This window comes from Neorhizobium sp. CSC1952, from assembly GCF_030378245.1.
GTDB classification, from domain to species: Bacteria; Pseudomonadota; Alphaproteobacteria; order Rhizobiales; family Rhizobiaceae; genus Neorhizobium; species Neorhizobium oryzae_A.
Window position 1 is genome coordinate 3,576,871 of record NZ_CP128416.1, and the last position, 18,598, is coordinate 3,595,468.

Genomic DNA, 18,598 nt, shown 5'->3' on the forward strand with positions numbered 1-18,598 from the left:
ATATCCGGCTGATGCTGAGCTCGGCCTTCCGCACCTTCGAGAACTGGATCAAGCCATTCGACAGGCGGGACGACCTGAGGCCGCCTGCCGGGCTGATCGGCTTCATCTGGTTCTATGTGCGCCAGGCCAAGCTTCCCTTCCTCGCCATGCTGGTGCTCGGCGGTCTCGCTGCCGGGGTCGAGGCGGCGATGTTCTGGTATGTCGGCCGGCTGGTCGATATCCTCGACACGGCCAAACCTGCCGACGGCTGGTCGGGGCTCATTGCCGACCACGGGACGGAACTGATCGTCATGGCGCTGGTCGTGGGTATCGGCCGCTTCCTGATCGGGCTCTTCACCGCGCTGGTCGACCAGCAGATCATCACGCCCGGCTTCTACAATCTGGTGCGCTGGCAATCCTACATCCATGTCTCGCGCCAGTCGCTTTCCTTCTTCCAGAACGATTTCTCAGGCCGCATCGTCACCAAGGTCTGGTCGGCGGGGCAGGCGACCGGCGACGTGCTCACCTCCTTCATGGAAAGCATTTGGTTCGTCGGCATCTACTCGGTGTCGACGATCGCGCTGGTGGCGCAGCTCGACTGGCGGCTGGCGGTGGTCGTCGTTGCCTGGCTCGCGATTTTCTCCCTGCTGGCAAGACATTACGTGCCGCGCATCCGCGAGCATTCCAAGGCCTCGGCCGAGGCGGGCTCGATGATCAGCGGCCGCATGGTGGATGCCTATTCCAACATCCAGACGCTGCGGCTCTTCGGCCGCGACGAAGCGAACGACCGTTACATGCGCTCCGGTTTCGAGAGCTTCCAGGATACGATCATCGCCTTCACGCGGTTGCTGACCAGCGTGCGCGCCTCGATGGCCTTCCTCTCCGGCACGATGATCGTCACCATGGCGGCGATGAGCGTGCATCTCTGGCTTTCGGGCCTCATCAGTTCAGGCGCCGTCGCCTTCACGCTGGCGCTGATGCTCAGGCTCAATTTCCTGCTCGGCCGGCTGATGACGCAGCTCAACAGCATCATGCGCAATATCGGCACGATCCAGAATTCCGCCGAACTGATCTCGCAGCCGATCGGGCTGGTCGATGCGCCGAATGCGGCCGCGCTTGTCGTCAAGCGTCCGGAAATCCGCTTCGAGAACGTCAGTTTCCATTACGGCCGGGCGAGGGGCGTGATCGACGATCTGTCGCTCACCATCCGGCCGGGCGAGAAGATCGGCATCGTCGGCCGTTCCGGGGCGGGCAAGTCGACGCTCGTCAACCTGCTTCTGCGCTTCTACGACCTCGAAGGCGGCCGCATCCTGATCGACGGGCAGGATATTGCGAAGGCCACGCAGGAATCCCTGCGCGCGCAGATCGGCATGGTGACGCAGGACACGTCGCTCCTGCACCGTTCGATCCGGGACAACATCCTGTTCGGCCGGCCGGATGCAACCGAGGCGCAGCTTGTCGAGGCGGCGCGCAAGGCGGAGGCCGACATGTTCATCGCCGCGCTCGAGGACCAGCGCGGACGCAAGGGGTTCGACGCGCATGTGGGCGAACGCGGCGTAAAACTGTCGGGCGGACAGCGCCAGCGCATCGCGATCGCCCGTGTGATGCTCAAGGATGCGCCGATCCTGGTGCTGGACGAGGCGACCTCGGCGCTCGATTCCGAGGTGGAGGCGGCGATCCAGTCCAATCTGGAACGGCTGATGCAGGGCAAGACCGTGCTGGCGATCGCCCACAGGCTCTCGACCATCGCTGCCCTGGACCGGCTCGTCGTGATGGACAAGGGGCGCATCATCGAGGAAGGCACTCACAACGAGCTCATCGCGCGCGGCGGGCTCTATGCCGAACTCTGGGCGCGGCAGTCGGGCGGTTTCCTGGCGGCGGACGCGGCGCAATAGCCGCTACTGCGCGGGGCCGGTAATGGCGATCTCGGCGATCAGCCCGTAGTGGTTCGAGCCCTGGGCGTCGGCAAGCCGGGTCACCGACTTTATCTTCAGCGGCGCACGGGCATAGACGTGGTCGATCGGCACGCCGAAGGCGCCGGCCCTGATCGGCCATGTGGCGGGTTCCCATGAACCCGTCCTCAACTGCGTCACGCGCAGGAACCGGCGCATGTTCGGCGCGAGGCTCGACGCGTTGAAATCCCCCGAGAGAAGCAGCGGTCCCGTCGTTTCGGTGATCGCCAGGGCGGCCCTGTTCAGCTCGAGCGAATGGAAATTGTCGAAATAGGGCTTCGTGGTGTGGATGCCGGCGAAATTGATCACCGTGCCGGCGATCGCGACCCTGGCAAGGATGAAGCGGTCGGGAAAGATGTCGCTGAGCGTGCGGACTGTGGGTGCGTCGATCGGCACCCTGGAAAGCATCAACTGATCGCAGTCCCGGACCACGACGCCGCAGCCGACCCGGTAGGGGTAGATCTCCGCAAGCTCTTCCATATGGACGCGCAACGGCGCCGCCTCCATGATGTTCACCAGGTCGGCGCCGGAAGACAGGATCGTGCGGGTGATATCCTCCGCATTGGCATAGTTGCTGTTGAGGATGTTGAAGGACAGAAGCCGGAAGGTCGGCGCGCCCGCATCCCCTGCGGTCGCCGGTTCTGCAAATTCGCGGCTCATCAGGACTGCGTGGCAGGTGAAGAGCAGTGCCGTGGCGAACAGCAGCCAGGTGACGAAATGGCGCTTCACGACGAGGGCCACGATCATGGCAACGACGCAGGCAGCGGCCGCATGCAGCTGCAGGCTGTAAAGCGTTGCCAGAATCCAGTGAGGGTGGATGTAGCGCGTGCCGATTGCCAAAAGGACGAGCGACACGATGACGCAGATGGCAACCGATAATGTCTGTCTCATTCGGGCCTGTCCGGATCGGTCGCCTTCTGTCCTTTGTTTCGCCTACCATGCGACCCCGCTTGTTGCAATGCGGCATGCGGCAGCGCGGTTAACGCGCAGGGCGCAAACCCCCGCATTTGCGCGCTAAGGCCCGGGTTTTGCAGCGATAAACACGAGGTCTGCAGCGCTTTCACGACGCTCTGCGCAGCGTCTTTCCCGAAGCACCGGAACGCTTCGCGTTTTCCCGCGACAAACTCGCTTCCGGCACTTGCCAAGGCTGGACATATTTTGCGATCAAGCATAGAACGCGCCGGATTGCCGGGGAATCTGTGTTCTAATTGTGTTCAGATGAGATTCGTCCGGAACGGGGGTTATGCGGTTTTCGCGAATGCGTGAGAGGAAAGTTGAACCGTGAGCGAGCACGAGACACATAGCGAAACACTGGGCGAGCCTACTCGCCGTGATTTCCTTTACCTGACCACCGGCATGGCCGGCGCTGTCGGCGCGGTATCGGTCGCCTGGCCGTTCATCGATCAAATGCGGCCGGACGCCTCGACGCTGGCGCTTGCCTCGATCGAAGTGAATGTTGCCGCAGTCCAGCCGGGCATGTCGCTGACCGTCAAGTGGCGCGGCAAGCCGGTCTTCATCCGCAACCGTACGCAGCAGGAAGTGGAAGAGGCGAACGCGGTCGCTCTGGCCGATCTCAAGGACCCCGTCGCCCGCAACGCCAACCTTCCGGCGGATGCCGAGGCGACCGACATCGACCGTTCGGCGGGCGAGGGCAAGGAAAACTGGATCGTCATGATCGGCTCCTGCACGCATCTGGGCTGCGTTCCGCTCGGCCAGTCCGGCGATTTCGGCGGATGGTTCTGTCCCTGCCATGGCTCGCATTACGATACGGCCGGCCGTATCCGTAAGGGGCCGGCGCCGCAGAACCTCGCCATTCCGACTTTCACGTTTACGTCCGACACAGTGATCACGATCGGGTGAGGGGATAGATATCAATGAGCGGTCATTCCACATACCAGCCATCGACCGGCATCGAGAAGTGGATCGATTCGCGGCTTCCGCTGCCGCGCATGATCCATGACAGTTTCGTTTCCTACCCCGTTCCCCGCAACCTGAACTACGCCTACACCTTCGGCGCCATGCTGTCGGTCATGCTGGTGGTGCAGATCCTTACCGGCGTGGTGCTGGCGATGCACTACGCCGCTTCGACGGGCGTCGCCTTCAATTCCGTCGAGAAGATCATGCGCGACGTGAACCACGGCTGGCTGCTGCGCTACATGCATGCCAACGGCGCTTCGTTCTTCTTCATCGCGGTCTACCTGCACATCGCCCGCGGCCTCTATTACGGCTCCTACAAGGCGCCCCGCGAGATCCTCTGGATCCTCGGCGTGGTGATCTACCTGCTGATGATGGCGACCGGCTTCATGGGCTACGTCCTGCCCTGGGGCCAGATGTCCTTCTGGGGCGCGACCGTCATCACCGGCTTCTTCTCCGCCTTTCCGCTGGTGGGCGAGTGGATCCAGCAGTTCCTGCTCGGCGGCTTTGCCGTCGACCAGCCGACGCTCAACCGCTTCTTCTCGCTCCACTACCTGCTGCCCTTCATGATCGCCGGCGTCGTCGTCCTGCACATCTGGGCGCTGCACGTCACCGGCCAGACGAACCCGACCGGCGTCGAAGTGAAGACCAAGACGGATACCGTCGCCTTCACGCCCTATGCGACGCTGAAGGATGCGCTCGGCGTTTCGGTCTTCCTGATCGTCTATGCCTGGTTCATCTTCTACATGCCGAACTATCTCGGCCATCCGGACAACTACATTCCGGCCAATCCGCTGAAGACGCCGGCCCATATCGTTCCGGAATGGTATTACCTGCCGTTCTACGCGATGCTGCGCGCCATCACGTTCAACGTCGGTCCGATTGATTCCAAGCTCGGCGGCGTACTGGTGATGTTCGGTTCGATTATCATCCTGTTCTTCCTGCCCTGGCTCGATACCTCGAAGGTCCGCTCTGCCGTCTACCGTCCGTGGTACAAGCTGTTCTTCTGGCTGTTCGTCGCCAACGCGATCATGCTCGGCTGGCTCGGCGCTCAGCCGGCGGAAGGCATCTACGTGATCCTGTCGCAGCTCGGCACGCTCTACTATTTCGGCTTCTTCCTGGTGATCATGCCGCTGCTCGGCCTGTTCGAGACGCCGCGGCGCATTCCGAACTCGATCACGGAAGCGGTTCTCGAAAAGAAGAACAAGTCCGACATGGAAAAACTCAAGCCTGGCCATGCCAGCGCCTGATGCCTGCCGACCGAGAGGGATTAGAAAAATGAATAAGCTTGTTGCAAGCCTCGTGTCGCTGGCCCTGGTGGCAGGCCTCGGCGCCGCTTCGGCGATGGCGCAGGAAAATCAAGGTGCTGCACCCGCCGGTGAAGAGCATGCGGAAGGCGGCACGCCGCACTATCCGATCCAGCATCCGAAACATGTCGACTGGAGCTTTGCGGGTCCGTTCGGCCATTACGACAAGGGCCAGCTTCAGCGCGGCCTGAAGGTCTATACGGAAGTCTGTTCCGCCTGCCACTCGATGTCGCTCGTCTCCTTCCGCACCCTGGAAGGGCTCGGCTATTCGGAAGCGCAGGTGAAGGCCTTCGCCGCCAACTACCAGGTCCAGGACGGCCCGAACGACGACGGCGAAATGTTCGAGCGCACCGCGGTGCCTTCCGACTACTTCCCGTCGCCCTATCCGAACGAGCAGGCCGCTGCCGCGTCGAACAACGGGGCTGCCCCGCCGGACATGTCGCTGCTCGCCAAGGCGCGCGGCATTACCCGCGGTTTCCCGCAGTTCGTCTTCGACATCTTCACGCAGTATCAGGAAGGCGGCCCGGACTATATCTATTCACTGCTGACCGGCTATCACGAGCCTCCGGCGGGCGTCGAGATTGCCGAGGGTACGCATTACAATCCCTACTTCGCCAATGCGGCGGCACTCGCCATGGCGCCGCCGATCAGCAACGATCAGGTGACCTATGACGACGGCAGTCCGCAGACGGTCGACCAGTATGCCAAGGACGTCGCTGCTTTCCTGATGTGGGCCGCCGAGCCGCATCTGGAGGAACGCAAGCGGACCGGTTTCATGGTCATGGTCTTCCTGGTGATCTTCACCGGCCTGATCTACCTGACGAAGAAGTCGGTCTACGCCAGCAAGGAACACTGAGGCTTCGCCTCAAGAGATAAAAAGGCGGCCCGGGTGCCGCCTTTTTTGTTGGGAGAACGAGCCTGACTTGATAGGCTCCCTCTCTCCATGTTCGCCACTCTCGTCGGGGCCCCATGTCTGTCAGAACCGATCTCGCCGCCTCCGTCCGCTCCATCCCGGACTATCCGAAGCCGGGTATCATCTTTCGCGACATCACCACGCTGCTTGGGGATGCCGCGGCTTTCCGGCAGGCCGTTGACGAACTGGTGAAGCCCTATGCGGGCCTGGGGGTCGACAAGATCGCCGGCATCGAGGCGCGCGGCTTCATCCTGGGCGGGGCGCTCGCCCATCAGCTCTCGGCCGGCTTCGTGCCGATCCGCAAGAAGGGCAAGCTGCCGCACGACACGGTGCGCATCGCCTACAGCCTGGAATACGGCGTCGACGAAATGGAGATGCATGTGGATGCCGTGAAGCCAGGCGAGAAGGTGATCCTGACGGACGATCTCATCGCCACCGGCGGTACGGCGGAGGGGGCGGTGAAGCTGCTGAGGCAGCTCGGCGCCGAGATCGTCTCGGCCTGTTTCGTCATCGACCTGCCGGACCTCGGCGGGCGCAGGAAACTGGAGGCGCTCGGCGTCGAGGTGCGGACGCTGATGGAGTTTGCCGGTCACTGAGGGCGGGGCAGGGCATGTCTGCCTCGCTTGTGAGAACCTCGCTTTTTACTCGGCGTCATCCTCGGCCTTCTGCCGAGGATCTATAAACGTCAAGGGTTTGCAGATGCTCGGACAGGCCCGGGCATGACGATCGGAGTTTTCGGGACTTTCAGCCCGAGAGCAGGGAGAGCGCCTGCCTCACTCGAATTCGAGCACCGTACCCTCGTAACACATCACCATGTCGCCATGCTGGTTCACGCCGTCGCAGACGGTCATGTTGATCCAGGTGCCGGGGCGGGAGGCGAGGGGCCGGCTTTCGGTCAGGGTGACGGAATAGGTGATGCTGTCGCCGGCATAGACGGGTTTCAGCCATTGCAGCTTCTTGAAGCCGGCTGAAGGGCCGAGCTTCGGTGCCGCGATGCCCGCGCTTTCGAGCCGCGCCACTTCCTGCCGCCAATAGGCGATGTAAGTCTTCATCCAGCCGGCGCAGGTGTGCCAGCCCGACGCGCAGAGCCCGCCGAAGACGTAGTTCTTCGCCGCTTCCGCATCCACATGGAAGGGCTGAGGGTCGAATTTCCTGGCGAAGCGGACGATGTCCTCGGCGGTGAAGAGCAGGGTACCGGTGGTGATCTTCCTGCCGGGCGGAGAGAGTTCGATCAGTCTCATGCGGCGTTCTCGCGGGCTTCGCGCAGGCGCATCATGATCGGGTTTTCGCCGCGCATCACCACTTCGCCGCGCTGGTTCTCCACCTCGTGCAGGAATTTCACCAGGCCGATGCCGGGGCGGGAGCGCAGCGGGCGGGCTTCCAGCACGGTGGAGCGGCCGGACAGCGTGTCGCCGGCCAGCACCGGCTTCTTCCATTCCATGAACTCGATGCCGGGCGAACCTTCGGACGACGAGCGCGACAGCCAGCCGTCGAACATCATGCGCATGAACATGCTCGCCGTATGCCAGCCGGAGGCAGACAGTCCGCCGAGGATGCTTGCCTTGCCGGCCGCCTCGTCGAGATGCATGGGCTGCGGATCGAACTCGGCGGCGAATTCGACGATTTCCTCAGCCGTGACGCGTTTCGATGCGAGCGGGAAAACCCGGCCCGGCGCGAAATCTTCGTAATAGTATTCGGCTCCGGTCATATTGGCCTCCCCCGCCATCGACGTCAGGTGTTGAAGCGGAAGTGGATGACGTCGCCGTCGTTGACGACATATTCCTTGCCTTCGTCACGTGCCTTGCCTGCTTCCTTCGCCCCCGTCTCGCCGTTGTAGGCGATGAAATCGTCATAGGCGATCGTGTTGGCGCGGATGAAGCCGCGTTCGAAATCCGAATGGATGACGCCGGCCGCCTGCGGCGCCTTGGTGCCGCGCTCGATCGTCCAGGCGCGCGTTTCCTTCGGGCCGACCGTGAAATAGGTGATGAGGTCGAGCAGCTTGTAGCCGGCGCGGATCAGGCGGTCGAGGCCTGCTTCTTCCAATCCGAGCGCGGAGAGGAATTCCTTGGCCTCCTCGTCGGGTAGCTGGGCGACTTCGGATTCGATCGCGGCCGAGATGATGACCGTTTCGGCATTCTGCTCCTTCGCCATCCTGGCGACCGCTTCGGTATATTGGTTGCCGGTCGAAGCATCGGCTTCCGCGACGTTGCAGACGTAAAGCACCGGATGGGCCGTCAGCAGGTTCAGACCCTGCAGGATGCGGGTCTCCTCGGCGTCCAGCTTCGGCAGGAGCGTGCGGACCGGCTTGCCCTCCTGCAGGAGCTTCAGCGAGGCCTCCATGATCGGCAGCGCCGCCATCGAATCCTTGTCCTTGCCGGTGGCGCGCTTGCGCGTCTGTTCGGTGCGGCGTTCCAGGCTTTCGAGGTCGGCCAGCATCAGCTCGGTCTCGATCGTCTCAGCGTCGGCGACCGGATCGATCTTGCCTTCCACATGGGTGATGTCGTCGTCCTCGAAGCAGCGCAGCACGTGGACGATGGCGTCCACCTCGCGGATATTGGCGAGGAACTGGTTGCCGAGGCCTTCACCCTTGGAGGCACCGCGCACCAGGCCGGCAATGTCCACGAAGGAGATGCGGGTGGGGATGATCTCCTTCGATTTGGCGATGTCGGCAAGCTTCTTCATGCGCGGATCGGGCACAGCCACCTCGCCGGTGTTGGGTTCGATCGTGCAGAAGGGATAGTTGGCTGCCTGCGCCGCAGCCGTCTTGGTGAGCGCATTGAAGAGCGTGGACTTGCCGACATTCGGCAGGCCCACGATACCGCATTTGAAACCCATGGGTCCGGACCCTGTATCTTTGAATTTTCGTTGCTGTGGCTATGGGGGAAAGTGCCGGGGCGGTCAAGGCTTGGGCACGGGTTCTGCCATGAGTTCGCCTTGCCAGTAAGGCAGATTTGCCTTACCTTGTGGACAGGGAGAATGGCCATGGTCAGATTGAAGGTCACTGCAAAAGGGCAGATCACCTTGAAAAAAGAAGTCCTCGATCATCTCGGGGTGAAGCCGGGCGATGAGATAGATGTCGATCTGGCGCCGAAGAAGGGGGCCACGCTGCGGAGCGTTCCAAAAGGAAAAATAGAGGACTTCTTCGGCAGCCTCAGGAATACCAACAATATTCACGCTACGCTGGACGAAATCCAGGAGGCGATCGAGGCCGGCTGGGCAGGTGAAGTGCGGTTCGACGACGATGATCGTTGATACAAACGTTCTCGTCCGGGCTTGGTCAGGAGATGACGAAAGGCAAGCTCTGCAAGCCCGCTCACAGATTACGGCCGCGGAGAGAGTTTTCGTATCCAATACAGCGCTGTGCGAATTCGTGTGGGTGGCGCGGCAGATTTATCGTCAGAAGCGCGTGGACATCGCTCAAGCTATCCGGCTTCTGATTGCTGACGAGCGCATAATCGTTGATCGACCGGCAATAGAAGAGGGACTTGCGTTTCTTGATGCAGGCGGCGATTTCGCTGACGGCGTCATCGAATTCGAAGGCCGCAAATTGGGTGGCGATACGTTCGTTACCTTTGACAAGAGAGCAGCTTCGATCATCCGCGCAAAAGGCCGTGAATGCGTCCTCCTGTCGGCCGATTGATCCGGCGTTCATATCGCGCAGTTGCTTGAAATGTTCCGGTTGCAATGCGATATAACCGGAAAGCCCAATGTCGGACGCCGTCATCAGGAGGCGAAACGCCATGAGCGAAGACACCACCCTAAAACCGAAGACGATCACCAAGCCCAAGCTGGAGCGGCCGAAGCTCTACAAGGTCATCCTGGTGAACGACGACTATACGCCGCGCGAATTCGTCATCATGGTGCTGAAGGCTGTGTTCCGCATGAGCGAGGAGACCGGCTACCGCGTGATGATGACCGCCCACCGCATGGGCACGTCGGTGGTCGTCGTGTGCGCCAAGGATATTGCCGAGACCAAGGCCAAGGAAGCGATCGACCTCGCCAAGGAGGCCGGTTTCCCGCTGATGTTCACCACAGAGCCGGAAGAGTAGGGCGAGCCGGAGGAAGACGGCTCATCTCCTCTTCTGGTCGCTCACGCCCAGCGCTTCGGCGCCGATCCAGAAGACCGCGTCCTGCGACTCCGCCGTTTCCAGCCACATGAAGTCGAGATCGGGGAATTCCTCTTCGAGGATTTCGCGGCCCGAGCCGATCTCGCAGATCATCCCGCCGCCGGGATTGAGGTGCTTCGGCGCCTCCGCAAGCAGGCGGCGGACGATATCGAGACCGTCCACGCCGCCGTCGAAGGCCATTGCCGGCTCCGCCTGGAACTCCTCCGGAAAGCCCTCCATCGCCTCATGGTCGACATAGGGCGGATTGGTGATGATCAGGTCGTATTTCTTCTTTCCGAGCGGGGCGAAGAGGTCGCCCTGATGAAGCGTGACCTGATCTTCGACGCCGTGCTCGGCGACATTGAGCTTCGCCACTTCGAGCGCATCGCGCGAAAGATCCACGGCATCGACTTCCGCATTCGGAAAGAATTTCGCGGCAAGCACCGCAAGGCACCCCGAACCCGTGCAGATGTCGACGGCGCTTTCGACGCTCAACGGGTCGGGCAAGTAGGATGAGCCGGTCTCGCCGAGATATTCCGAAAACAGGATCTCGCCGATATGCGAGCGCGGCACGATGACCCGCTCATCCACCAGGAAACGTACGCCCTGGATATAGGCGTGGCCGGTCAGGTAGGAGCTCGGCTTGCGGGACGTCACGCGCGTCTCGATCCGCTCTGCGAGCAACCGGCGTTCGGCCGGCAGAAGGCGCGCGTCGAGGAAGGGGTCCAGCACGTCGATCGGCAGATCGAGCGTGTCGAGGATCAGGAAAGCCGCATCGTCGCTCGCGGTCGTCGTCCCGTGGCCGTAGCTCAGGTTCGCCGCGTTGAAGCGGGAGATGGCGTAACGCCAATAGTCGCGGAGCGTGACGAGTTCGCCGGCGATATCGTCCGTATTCAAGGCTTTGTCCATTTCGTGCTTCTGGTTCTGCTTGTCGTTGCGGCGCGGCTGCACGTCACTCTCCCTTGCCGCCGAACATCTTCTTCAGCATGTCCGCCATCGGTCCGGTGGTCGGAAGGTTCGGCTTCGCGCCGCCTCGAGCCTGATGGATGTGGGATTTTCCCGCCGGCTTCGGCGATTGCGGCTTTTGTGCTTTCGGCTTCTCTTCGTCGGGCTTGCCGCCCACGGCGAGCGCCAGCTTGTTCATGAGCTGCGAGTCCTGGGCCCTCACCAGCATTTCGGCATTGTCCGCCAGCGCATCGAGGAGAGGGGAGAGCCAGGCCTGATCTGCCTTGGCGAAATCGCCGAGCACGTGGTTATGCACCAGTTCCTTCGCCCCGGGGTGACCGATACCGAGGCGGAGCCGGCGGTATTCCTTGCCGCAATGGGCGTCGAGCGACTTCACTCCGTTGTGCCCCCCGTGGCCGCCGCCGGTCTTGATGCGCGCCTTGCCTGCGGGCAGGTCGAGCTCGTCGTAGATGGCGATGATGTTTTGCGGTCCGAGCTTGTAAAAGCGCATGGCCTCGCCAATCGCTTCCCCGGAAAGGTTCATGAAGGTTTGCGGCTTCATCAGCAGCACCTTCTCGCCGGCCAGCTCGCCTTCGGAAATCTCCGCCTTGAATTTCTTCGACCAGGCCGAAAAGCCCGGCCGCCGCTGGATCGCGTCCACCGCCATGAAGCCGATATTGTGGCGGTTGCCCGCATATTTCGAACCGGGATTGCCGAGACCTGCGATGATGAGCATGGAGTGATCCATTCCTGACTGCTGGCCTTCACCAACGCGAAACGCCGGCAAAGTCAACCGGTTTCATGCGTCGGACCGATGCGGATCCGCGGAGACGCGGCAAGGCGACGCCGATGGAGGCGATATTCAGCTCGCCATGGACTTTATGCGCCAGGCCGAGAGGGCCGAGAGCAGGTCGGAAATTTCTCGCGGCTTCGAGAAAAGATAGCCTTGAGCATAATCGATGCCCATCTGCTTGAGCAGCACGCGTTGCTCTTCGGTCTCGACGCCTTCTGCGACCACCTTGCAGTTCATCTTGTGCGAGATGGCGCTGATGCCTTCGACCAGCATCCGGTTCTTGCTGCCGATATCGTCCGCCTTGTCGGTGAGCGAACGCACGAAGGACTGGTCGATCTTGACGATATCGACCGGGAAGCGGCTCAGATAGCTCAGCGACGAATAGCCGGTGCCGAAATCATCGAGTGCGATCCGGCAGCCGAAGCGCTGGATCTCGTTGAGTATGGTGCGGATTTCGGGATTGTCGTGCATCAGCACGGCCTCGGTGATCTCCACGACGAGGCGCGACGGCTGGATGCCGTAGCGGCCGAGCAGTCCGGCCAGCCGCGTGGGCAGGCCGGGCTCGAACTGCAGCGGCGAGAAGTTCACCGCGACATAGGCCTCGGCCATGCCGGGCAGGCGGGAGACCCGGGCAAGATTGCCCATCGCGTCTTCCAGAATGAGATTGCCGATCTGGCCGATGGTGCCGGTTTCTTCGGCGACCATGACGATGCCCGCCGGCGACATCAGGCCCTTGCGGGGATGCCGCATGCGCATCAGCGCCTCGAAGCCCGAAGGAACGCCGGTCTCGATGTCGACGATCGGCTGGAAATGCGCCTCGAACCAGCTTGCCGCAATGCCGACCTCGATATCGCTTTCGATCTCGGCCCTTTCCCGCGTCTGGTCGAGGATCGCCGGATCGTAGACCTGCGCGCCGTTCTTGCCGTCGCGCTTTCGGGCATACATGGCCATGTCCGATTTCTGCAGGAGTTCGCCGGCGCTGGCCGCATGGTTCGGATAGAAGGCGAGACCGATCGAGGCGCTCAGGCGCACGCTCGTGCCCTGGACGCGGAACGGCACTTCGAACATGTCGACGATCTTCTGGGCGAGGTCGGTCGCGCGGCGCTCGGCGCCTTCGCCGGCGATCAGCATCGCGAATTCGTCGCCGCCGAGGCGCGAGGCGCTGTCGGTGTCGTGCAACAGGGGCTTGGTCCGCTCTACGAACTGGCAGAGCACGGCGTCTCCCGCCGCATGGCCGAAATTGTCGTTGATCGCCTTGAAGCGGTCGAGATCGACGAAAAGGCAGGCGACTTCCGTCGCGCCCTTGTCCGCTTCGGTGATCGTCCGGTCGAGCATCGCTTCGAACCCCTGCCGGTTCAGGAGCCCGGTCAGATGGTCGGAGATCGCCTGCTGGTGGTTGCGCAGTTCCGACTGCTTGAGTTCGGTGACGTCGGTCATGACGCTGAGCGAGCCGGGAATGCTGCCGCCCGCCGCGCCAAGCTCCGTCTCGACGATCAGCACGTCCATCATTCGGCCGTCGGCGCAGAGGAAGCGCACCGTGACTTCGATCGCCGCACCGTTCGCCTTCGCCTGAGCCTTGCGCTTTCCATAGACATGACGGTCAGCGGGAGCCACGAGCTCGGAGAAGGGGTGGCCGATGATGTCCTCGCGGCGGTAGCCGGTCGCGAGCAGCCAATAATCGCTGACTGCGGCGATCTGATCGTTCGCGGTCAGCGAGAAGAGCATTGCAGGCGTCAGGTTGTAGATATCCGTGGTCTGCTGATGCGCCCGTTTCAGTTCGCGCTCCTCGCGCTCCAGCAGCGTCTGCATTTCGTTGAAGCTCTTGGCGAGGCGTCCCATCTCGTCGTTGGAGCGCCAGTCGACATGGTGGCGGGAGCCCAGCCTGCGCGTCGCCTCGATGGCGGCGGTCAGCCGCATCAACGGCTTGATGACCATGATGCGGTTGCCGAGAATGGCCGCGCCGAAAACGGTCAGAATGGCGATGATGAAGATGGAGATGAAAGCCATCTCCATCTGGTGCAGCGCCGAGAACCAGCCGAGTTTCGGCACGTAGACGGTGATGCTGCCGATATTGCGTGTGCCTTCGGGAGATTTGTAGAAGATCGGCTCGGAAATCGATTCCAGGCCGCGGAAATCGGCCGGGTTGACGTCGACCTCCGAGATATTCAGCTTGCCCATATTGTCGCTGATCTGCACCCCGCTGATGGCGGAGTCGGCGACGAGCATGGAGGCGATCTGGTGGATGCTGTCCCGGTCCAGCTCCCACAGCGGCTTGCCGAGCGCCCGCGAATTGGTGATCAGCACGACATTGACGTGCTCGGTGAGGTTTCTCGCCGCCTGCTGGGACGAAAGCGCCAGGAATAGCGTGAACAGCGGAGCGACGACGACCAGCAGAGCGCCTGAAATAATCGCAATGAAACGACTCTCGACGGAATGAGTCATCCGTATCCCCGCATTCACCCTCCGGTTGTTACCGGCTCATCCTCTTACCCTGAGGCCGTGCGCATCGTTCCATCGATTCATTAAACTTCACTGAAACGGACATGCCAAGATTCGAAGGAATTGCGGACGTAGCGTTACCAAACGGCTTCCCAAGACAATAAAAAACCCGCCTTCGCAGGAAGGCGGGTCTCAAAGTCGGACGCTCTGCTATGCTTATTCGGTTTCGGAAGCGGCAGGCGTTTCTTCTGCGGCTTCTTCAACGCCGGCGGCCGGGGCAACGATCGTTGCGATCGTGAAGTCACGATCGGTGATAACCGGACGGACGCCCTTCGGCAGGGTGACGGCAGAGATGTGGATGCTGTCGCCGATCTTGGCGCCAGCGAGGTCGACCGTGATGAATTCCGGGATGGCGTTGGCCGGGCAATGGAATTCGACCGTGTGGCGAACGATGTTCAGAACGCCGCCGATCTTGATCGCGGACTTCTCTTCGTTGATGAAGTGAACCGGAACGTCGACGGTGACGTCCGTGTCGCCGGAAACGCGCAGGAAATCCACGTGCATGGTGAAATCGCGGACCGGATCGAGCTGGTAGTCCTTCGGCAGAACCTGGATCTTCTGGCCGTCGACTTCGATCGTTGCGATGGTGGTCATGAAACCACCGGCATGGATGCGCTTCGTCACTTCGTTGGTCGAGAGTGCGATGGCGAGGGGGGCCTGCTTGTCACCATAGATGACAGCGGGAATCAAACCGTTGCGGCGAAGTTCACGGGAGGACCCCTTACCTACCCGTTCGCGCGCCTCGGCCTTGAGCTCGTAAGATGCGTGGCTCATGGCATATCCTTTCGAGGTTGTTTGGAGAGTTTTCCGCAAGCGCCGACCGCTCGCATCAAACCGAAGGGCATCATCCGATGCGCTTCATCCGCGTTGCCTCCAAGGGTGTCTGCGCGGACCGGCGGGCTATAATACAACGAGCCCGCAAGTGCAAGCATCTCAGCCCGGAAAGGCGCGAAAGCAGGCTTGAAGGCGCAGCGGAGGGGCCGGTTTGCGCTGGTATATTGCATCCGAGGGCGGAAAGCCCTCAGAGCCCACGGCAGCCATTGCGGTAGGGCAGCCCTGATCCTGTAGGACCTGGCATGCTTTCTTCGCAGAAATCGGACTTGATGTCAGGTTTTCGTTTACCATCCACGCCAACCTTTCAAACATGTTTCAGCATTAAACTTTTCCGCCAAAAGGTTTGAAAAGTTACGGAAAGCATGTTTCGAGTTCTCTCCTGCATATTCATAGAGCACGACCTTCGCTACATCGGCTGCGCCGTCCTTGCCTGCGTCGCAGGCGCCGTCATGACGGTCCGGCTGTTCTCCCGCGTTCGCCGGGGTGGCGGCGTGGAGAAAGTCATCTGGCTCCTTCTCGCGGGCTTTATCGGCGGGGCGACGACCTGGACCACGCATTTCCTCGCGATGCTCGGCTATCTCGGCGGCGGGCAGGCGGGTTATGAGCCGGCCCTGACATTCTCGTCCTTCGCCGTCGCGGTGGCGACCGCGACCGCAGGCTTCGGCATCGCCGCCTATGGCGGCCGTTCGGTCATCGTCGAGGCCGGCGGCGCCGTCGTGGGCCTCGGGATCGCAGCGATGCATTACACCGGCATGGCGGCCTATCAGGCGCAGGGCGTCATCTACTGGGATCGGGGCTATGTGATCGCATCACTGGTTTTCGCAGCCTTGTTCGGTGCGCTCACGACCAACCGCGTGGTGCGCCCGACGACACATTTCTGCAAATACTTCTCCATTCTGGCGATGATCCTTGCGATCGTCACGACGCACTTCACGGCGATGGGCGCCGTCAACGTCGTTCTCGATCCCCGTATCGTCATGCCGGACGAAATCGTTCCGCCGATCGTGCTTGGTTTCGGCGTCCTGTCTTTGATGCTGATCCTGCTGGCGCTGACTGCGGCAACCTATCTCATCGACGCACGCACGACCAAGGCGGCCGTCGAGCAGTACCGCCGCTTGTCGCTCCACGATCCGCTGACGGGGCTTTCCAACCGCGCCGCCTTCAACGAGCAGCTTGCCGAGCTCGCCGCGCGCCCCGTGGACCTGTCGGCCCGCGTGGCGGTGCTCTCCATGGACCTCAACCGCTTCAAGGAAATCAACGACGTCCATGGCCATGCCGCCGGAGACGAGGTGTTGAGAACGATCGGCGGCAGGCTCGCGCAGGTGGCGGGAGAGGGCGAATTCATAGCCCGTGTCGGAGGCGACGAATTCGTGGCCGTAAAGCAGATGCACTTCAAGCGTTCCGATGCGCTTTCGCTCGCCAACCGGATGCTCGCCGAGATCTGCAAGCCGGTCGAGTGGAACGGCAACACTCTTTCCGTCGGGTCGAGCGTCGGTATCGCGTTCTATCCCGGCGAAGCGAAGACGGCGGACGATCTGGTGGCGCAGGCGGATGTCGCCATGTACCGCGCCAAACAATCCGGCGACAATGCGATCTGCATCTACGATTCCTCGATGGATCAGGCCGCGCGTGAGCGCAACGCCCTGACGATGGACATGCGCTCCGGGCTCACGGCAGGCCAGTTCGAGCTCTACTACCAGCACCAGAACGATACGTTCACCGGTCAGGTCGTCGGCTTCGAGGTGCTGCTGCGCTGGAACCATCCCACGCGCGGGCTCATTCTTCCTGGCGAATTCATTCCGATCGCGGAACGGACCGGCTTCATCAACGAACTCGGCGAATGGGTGCTCAGGACAGCCTGCGCGGAGGCTGTGACCTGGAGAAATCCGCTCGGCATCGCCGTCAACGTGGCATCCCAGCAGCTCGCCGATCCGAAATTTCCGCTGAAGGTCCGCAACATCCTGAAAGAGACGGGGCTCGGCTCGGACCGGCTGGAACTGGAGATCACCGAATCCGGCATCATCGCCGATCACCAGCGCGCGTTGCAGACCATCCGGCACCTGAAGAACCTCGGCGTGAAGATCGCCATGGACGACTACGGCACCGGTTATTCGTCGCTCTCGACGCTGATGTCCTTTCCCTTCGACAAGATCAAGATCGACCGCACTTTCATCGACGGGCTTGCCATCAACGCCCAGTCGGCCGCTATCGTCCGCTCGACCCTCATCCTGGCGTCGAGCCTCGATATTCCGGTTCTTGCGGAAGGCGTGGAGACCGACGAGCATATCGCCTTCCTGCGCAAGGAAGGCTGCATGCAGGTGCAGGGCTATCTCTTCGGCAGGCCCGGCCCGCGCGAGAACATCGAGCACATCGTCAACGGCGAGATCGGCCCGGAGGTCGCCAAGGTCGCCTGATCAGCGCCGGGGTTCGCCGCCCGGCGCATAGACGCTCTTCTGCTCGAAGCGGAATTTGTGACCGCATTGGCCGCAGCGCAGCATGTATTTGCGCGGATCAGTGGAGGCGAATTCCGTGAAGAAGCCGTGCGGCAATTCGTCGATCCGGAAATCGCGGCTTCTCTGCCGCTTGTCGTCCGACTCGGAAACCTCGGCAAATCCGGTGTTGCCGCATTGGGAACATTCGAGTTTTCGGGAATAGCGGTCGCGTGCGGCCATGCGGGACTCCTTGGACGGGCGCTCTAACTAACCGAAGCTTCGCCGCAAAGCAAAACGCCGGGAACGGAATCCCGGCGTTTCGCATCGATGATTTATCGCAGCCTTGCGAATGCCGTCAGCGGCGGCACTCGCCGGGGGAAACGACCCTGAAGCCGCTGTTCGCCGCTTCGCAGGCGTTCGGGAAAGTCTGCGTCTGCGGTCCGCGCTGGCCGCAGACGGGACGGTATTCGCGTGTGCAGGCGCCGGATTGTTCGGGTCTTCCAGGACGATCCGGCCGGCCGGGACGATCAGGACGGCCGGGGCCTCCCCAATCGGGTCTATCAGGGCGGCCGGGACCTCCCCAATCGGGCCTGTCTGGCCGATCGGGCCGACCCGGGGGCGGGAACGGTCCAGGGCCGCGGCCGCATTCGCCCGTGCTGATGATGCGGAAGCCGCGCTCGCGGGCCTGGCAGGCATTGCCGAACGTTTCCCTGCGGCCGCCGCGCTCACCGCAGACCGGCCGGTATTCCATCGTGCACATCTGCGGCTCGGGGCGGGGCGGTCGTGGCGGCGGATAATAGCCGCCACCGCCACCAAATCCCGGTCCTGGTCCCGGCCCGCCCTCGACGCAGCCTGAAAGCAGCGGGATAAGAAGGAAGAAGGCCAATCTTTTCGGGCCGAAGGAAGAAACCATGAGCGACTCAC

19 protein-coding genes are annotated in these 18,598 nt (G+C 62.2%); 9 read left to right on the forward strand and 10 right to left on the reverse strand.

Annotation, left to right across the window (positions count from 1 at the left end):
* Window positions 1-11: 11 nt before the first annotated feature.
* On the forward strand, window positions 12-1,874 hold the full coding sequence (locus QTA58_RS17415; protein WP_289673200.1) for an ABC transporter ATP-binding protein: 1,863 nt from the start codon (window positions 12-14) through the stop codon (window positions 1,872-1,874).
* Between the two features lie 3 nt (window positions 1,875-1,877).
* Here QTA58_RS17415 and QTA58_RS17420 read toward each other — a convergent pair whose 3' ends face one another.
* Complete coding sequence (locus tag QTA58_RS17420) at window positions 1,878-2,822, reverse strand: endonuclease/exonuclease/phosphatase family protein (protein ID WP_085424933.1); 945 nt, start codon at window positions 2,820-2,822, stop codon at window positions 1,878-1,880.
* Window positions 2,823-3,212: 390 nt separating this feature from the next.
* Between QTA58_RS17420 and petA the strand changes: the two genes are divergently transcribed.
* The 4 genes from petA to QTA58_RS17440 all read left to right on the forward strand — a co-directional run bounded on the left by petA (window position 3,213) and on the right by QTA58_RS17440 (window position 6,661).
* A complete protein-coding gene (petA, locus tag QTA58_RS17425) occupies window positions 3,213-3,791 on the forward strand; it encodes a ubiquinol-cytochrome c reductase iron-sulfur subunit (protein ID WP_085424932.1) in 579 nt (192 codons plus the stop codon).
* Window positions 3,792-3,805: 14 nt separating this feature from the next.
* Entirely contained in the window at window positions 3,806-5,095 is a 1,290-nt protein-coding gene (locus QTA58_RS17430) for a cytochrome b N-terminal domain-containing protein (RefSeq protein WP_085424931.1), read from the forward strand.
* 28 nt (window positions 5,096-5,123) lie between these two features.
* Window positions 5,124-6,008 (forward strand): cytochrome c1, encoded by an 885-nt coding sequence (locus QTA58_RS17435; RefSeq protein ID WP_289669794.1) that lies wholly within the window; start codon window positions 5,124-5,126, stop codon window positions 6,006-6,008.
* 113 nt (window positions 6,009-6,121) lie between these two features.
* On the forward strand, window positions 6,122-6,661 hold the full coding sequence (locus QTA58_RS17440) for an adenine phosphoribosyltransferase (RefSeq protein ID WP_085424929.1): 540 nt from the start codon (window positions 6,122-6,124) through the stop codon (window positions 6,659-6,661).
* A gap of 177 nt (window positions 6,662-6,838) precedes the next feature.
* On the opposite strand, the gene QTA58_RS17445 is transcribed toward QTA58_RS17440, so the two are convergent.
* The 3 genes from QTA58_RS17445 to ychF are packed head-to-tail and all read right to left on the reverse strand — an operon-like array spanning window position 6,839 to window position 8,900.
* Window positions 6,839-7,306: a MaoC family dehydratase gene (locus QTA58_RS17445; protein WP_289669795.1), complete on the reverse strand. Its 468-nt coding sequence runs from the start codon at window positions 7,304-7,306 to the stop codon at window positions 6,839-6,841.
* The gene (locus QTA58_RS17450; RefSeq protein ID WP_289669797.1) at window positions 7,303-7,773 is read right to left on the reverse strand and encodes a MaoC family dehydratase; all 471 of its coding nucleotides are present in this window, start codon (window positions 7,771-7,773) and stop codon (window positions 7,303-7,305) included. The genes QTA58_RS17445 and QTA58_RS17450 overlap by 4 nt, the downstream gene beginning before the upstream one ends.
* 23 nt (window positions 7,774-7,796) lie before the next feature.
* Window positions 7,797-8,900: a redox-regulated ATPase YchF gene (gene ychF / locus QTA58_RS17455; RefSeq protein ID WP_085424926.1), complete on the reverse strand. Its 1,104-nt coding sequence runs from the start codon at window positions 8,898-8,900 to the stop codon at window positions 7,797-7,799.
* Between the two features lie 147 nt (window positions 8,901-9,047).
* Here ychF and QTA58_RS17460 point away from each other — a divergent pair, with 147 nt between their 5' ends.
* The 3 genes from QTA58_RS17460 (at window position 9,048) to clpS (ending at window position 10,114) form a co-directional block, all read left to right on the forward strand.
* Window positions 9,048-9,317, forward strand: coding sequence for an AbrB/MazE/SpoVT family DNA-binding domain-containing protein (locus QTA58_RS17460; RefSeq protein WP_289669799.1), 270 nt, complete (start codon window positions 9,048-9,050; stop codon window positions 9,315-9,317).
* The gene (locus QTA58_RS17465) at window positions 9,307-9,705 is read left to right on the forward strand and encodes a type II toxin-antitoxin system VapC family toxin (RefSeq protein ID WP_289669800.1); all 399 of its coding nucleotides are present in this window, start codon (window positions 9,307-9,309) and stop codon (window positions 9,703-9,705) included. Before QTA58_RS17460 ends, QTA58_RS17465 begins: the two co-directional genes overlap by 11 nt.
* A gap of 100 nt (window positions 9,706-9,805) precedes the next feature.
* A complete protein-coding gene (gene clpS, locus QTA58_RS17470; RefSeq protein ID WP_085425153.1) occupies window positions 9,806-10,114 on the forward strand; it encodes an ATP-dependent Clp protease adapter ClpS in 309 nt (102 codons plus the stop codon).
* 21 nt (window positions 10,115-10,135) lie between these two features.
* Here clpS and prmB read toward each other — a convergent pair whose 3' ends face one another.
* From prmB to QTA58_RS17490, 4 genes are all read right to left on the reverse strand, one after another.
* Window positions 10,136-11,122 carry a 50S ribosomal protein L3 N(5)-glutamine methyltransferase gene (prmB, locus tag QTA58_RS17475; RefSeq protein ID WP_289669802.1) on the reverse strand — a complete coding sequence of 329 codons (987 nt, stop codon included), beginning with the start codon at window positions 11,120-11,122 and terminating at the stop codon, window positions 10,136-10,138.
* 1 nt (window position 11,123) lies between these two features.
* A complete protein-coding gene (pth, locus tag QTA58_RS17480) occupies window positions 11,124-11,852 on the reverse strand; it encodes an aminoacyl-tRNA hydrolase (RefSeq protein ID WP_289669804.1) in 729 nt (242 codons plus the stop codon).
* Between the two features lie 126 nt (window positions 11,853-11,978).
* Window positions 11,979-14,351, reverse strand: a complete 2,373-nt coding sequence (locus QTA58_RS17485; RefSeq protein WP_289669806.1) for an EAL domain-containing protein — start codon at window positions 14,349-14,351, stop codon at window positions 11,979-11,981.
* 213 nt (window positions 14,352-14,564) lie between these two features.
* A complete protein-coding gene (locus QTA58_RS17490; RefSeq protein ID WP_085424924.1) occupies window positions 14,565-15,182 on the reverse strand; it encodes a 50S ribosomal protein L25/general stress protein Ctc in 618 nt (205 codons plus the stop codon).
* A 422-nt stretch (window positions 15,183-15,604) separates the two neighbouring features.
* Here QTA58_RS17490 and QTA58_RS17495 point away from each other — a divergent pair, with 422 nt between their 5' ends.
* Window positions 15,605-17,656: a bifunctional diguanylate cyclase/phosphodiesterase gene (locus tag QTA58_RS17495; RefSeq protein WP_289669808.1), complete on the forward strand. Its 2,052-nt coding sequence runs from the start codon at window positions 15,605-15,607 to the stop codon at window positions 17,654-17,656.
* On the opposite strand, the gene QTA58_RS17500 is transcribed toward QTA58_RS17495, so the two are convergent.
* Window positions 17,657-17,914 carry a hypothetical protein gene (locus QTA58_RS17500; protein WP_085424922.1) on the reverse strand — a complete coding sequence of 86 codons (258 nt, stop codon included), beginning with the start codon at window positions 17,912-17,914 and terminating at the stop codon, window positions 17,657-17,659.
* Window positions 17,915-18,029: 115 nt separating this feature from the next.
* Window positions 18,030-18,587, reverse strand: coding sequence for a Kazal-type serine protease inhibitor (locus QTA58_RS17505; protein WP_341850267.1), 558 nt, complete (start codon window positions 18,585-18,587; stop codon window positions 18,030-18,032).
* Window positions 18,588-18,598: the final 11 nt, after the last annotated feature.

Excerpts from the sequence above, each read along its gene's own strand:
- clpS (WP_085425153.1), top strand. The coding sequence starts at position 9,806 with ATGAGCGAAGACACCACCCTAAAACCGAAGACGATCACCAAGCCCAAG.
- QTA58_RS17430 (WP_085424931.1), top strand. The coding sequence starts at position 3,806 with ATGAGCGGTCATTCCACATACCAGCCATCGACCGGCATCGAGAAGTGG.
- QTA58_RS17485 (WP_289669806.1), bottom strand. The coding sequence starts at position 14,351 with ATGACTCATTCCGTCGAGAGTCGTTTCATTGCGATTATTTCAGGCGCT.
- QTA58_RS17415 (WP_289673200.1), top strand. The coding sequence starts at position 12 with ATGCTGAGCTCGGCCTTCCGCACCTTCGAGAACTGGATCAAGCCATTC.
- ychF (WP_085424926.1), bottom strand. The coding sequence starts at position 8,900 with ATGGGTTTCAAATGCGGTATCGTGGGCCTGCCGAATGTCGGCAAGTCC.
- QTA58_RS17450 (WP_289669797.1), bottom strand. The coding sequence starts at position 7,773 with ATGACCGGAGCCGAATACTATTACGAAGATTTCGCGCCGGGCCGGGTT.
- QTA58_RS17500 (WP_085424922.1), bottom strand. The coding sequence starts at position 17,914 with ATGGCCGCACGCGACCGCTATTCCCGAAAACTCGAATGTTCCCAATGC.
- QTA58_RS17505 (WP_341850267.1), bottom strand. The coding sequence starts at position 18,587 with ATGGTTTCTTCCTTCGGCCCGAAAAGATTGGCCTTCTTCCTTCTTATC.
- QTA58_RS17495 (WP_289669808.1), top strand. The coding sequence starts at position 15,605 with ATGTTTCGAGTTCTCTCCTGCATATTCATAGAGCACGACCTTCGCTAC.
- QTA58_RS17420 (WP_085424933.1), bottom strand. The coding sequence starts at position 2,822 with ATGAGACAGACATTATCGGTTGCCATCTGCGTCATCGTGTCGCTCGTC.
- QTA58_RS17445 (WP_289669795.1), bottom strand. The coding sequence starts at position 7,306 with ATGAGACTGATCGAACTCTCTCCGCCCGGCAGGAAGATCACCACCGGT.
- pth (WP_289669804.1), bottom strand. The coding sequence starts at position 11,852 with ATGCTCATCATCGCAGGTCTCGGCAATCCCGGTTCGAAATATGCGGGC.
- QTA58_RS17465 (WP_289669800.1), top strand. The coding sequence starts at position 9,307 with ATGATCGTTGATACAAACGTTCTCGTCCGGGCTTGGTCAGGAGATGAC.
- QTA58_RS17435 (WP_289669794.1), top strand. The coding sequence starts at position 5,124 with ATGAATAAGCTTGTTGCAAGCCTCGTGTCGCTGGCCCTGGTGGCAGGC.
- QTA58_RS17490 (WP_085424924.1), bottom strand. The coding sequence starts at position 15,182 with ATGAGCCACGCATCTTACGAGCTCAAGGCCGAGGCGCGCGAACGGGTA.
- QTA58_RS17460 (WP_289669799.1), top strand. The coding sequence starts at position 9,048 with ATGGTCAGATTGAAGGTCACTGCAAAAGGGCAGATCACCTTGAAAAAA.
- QTA58_RS17440 (WP_085424929.1), top strand. The coding sequence starts at position 6,122 with ATGTCTGTCAGAACCGATCTCGCCGCCTCCGTCCGCTCCATCCCGGAC.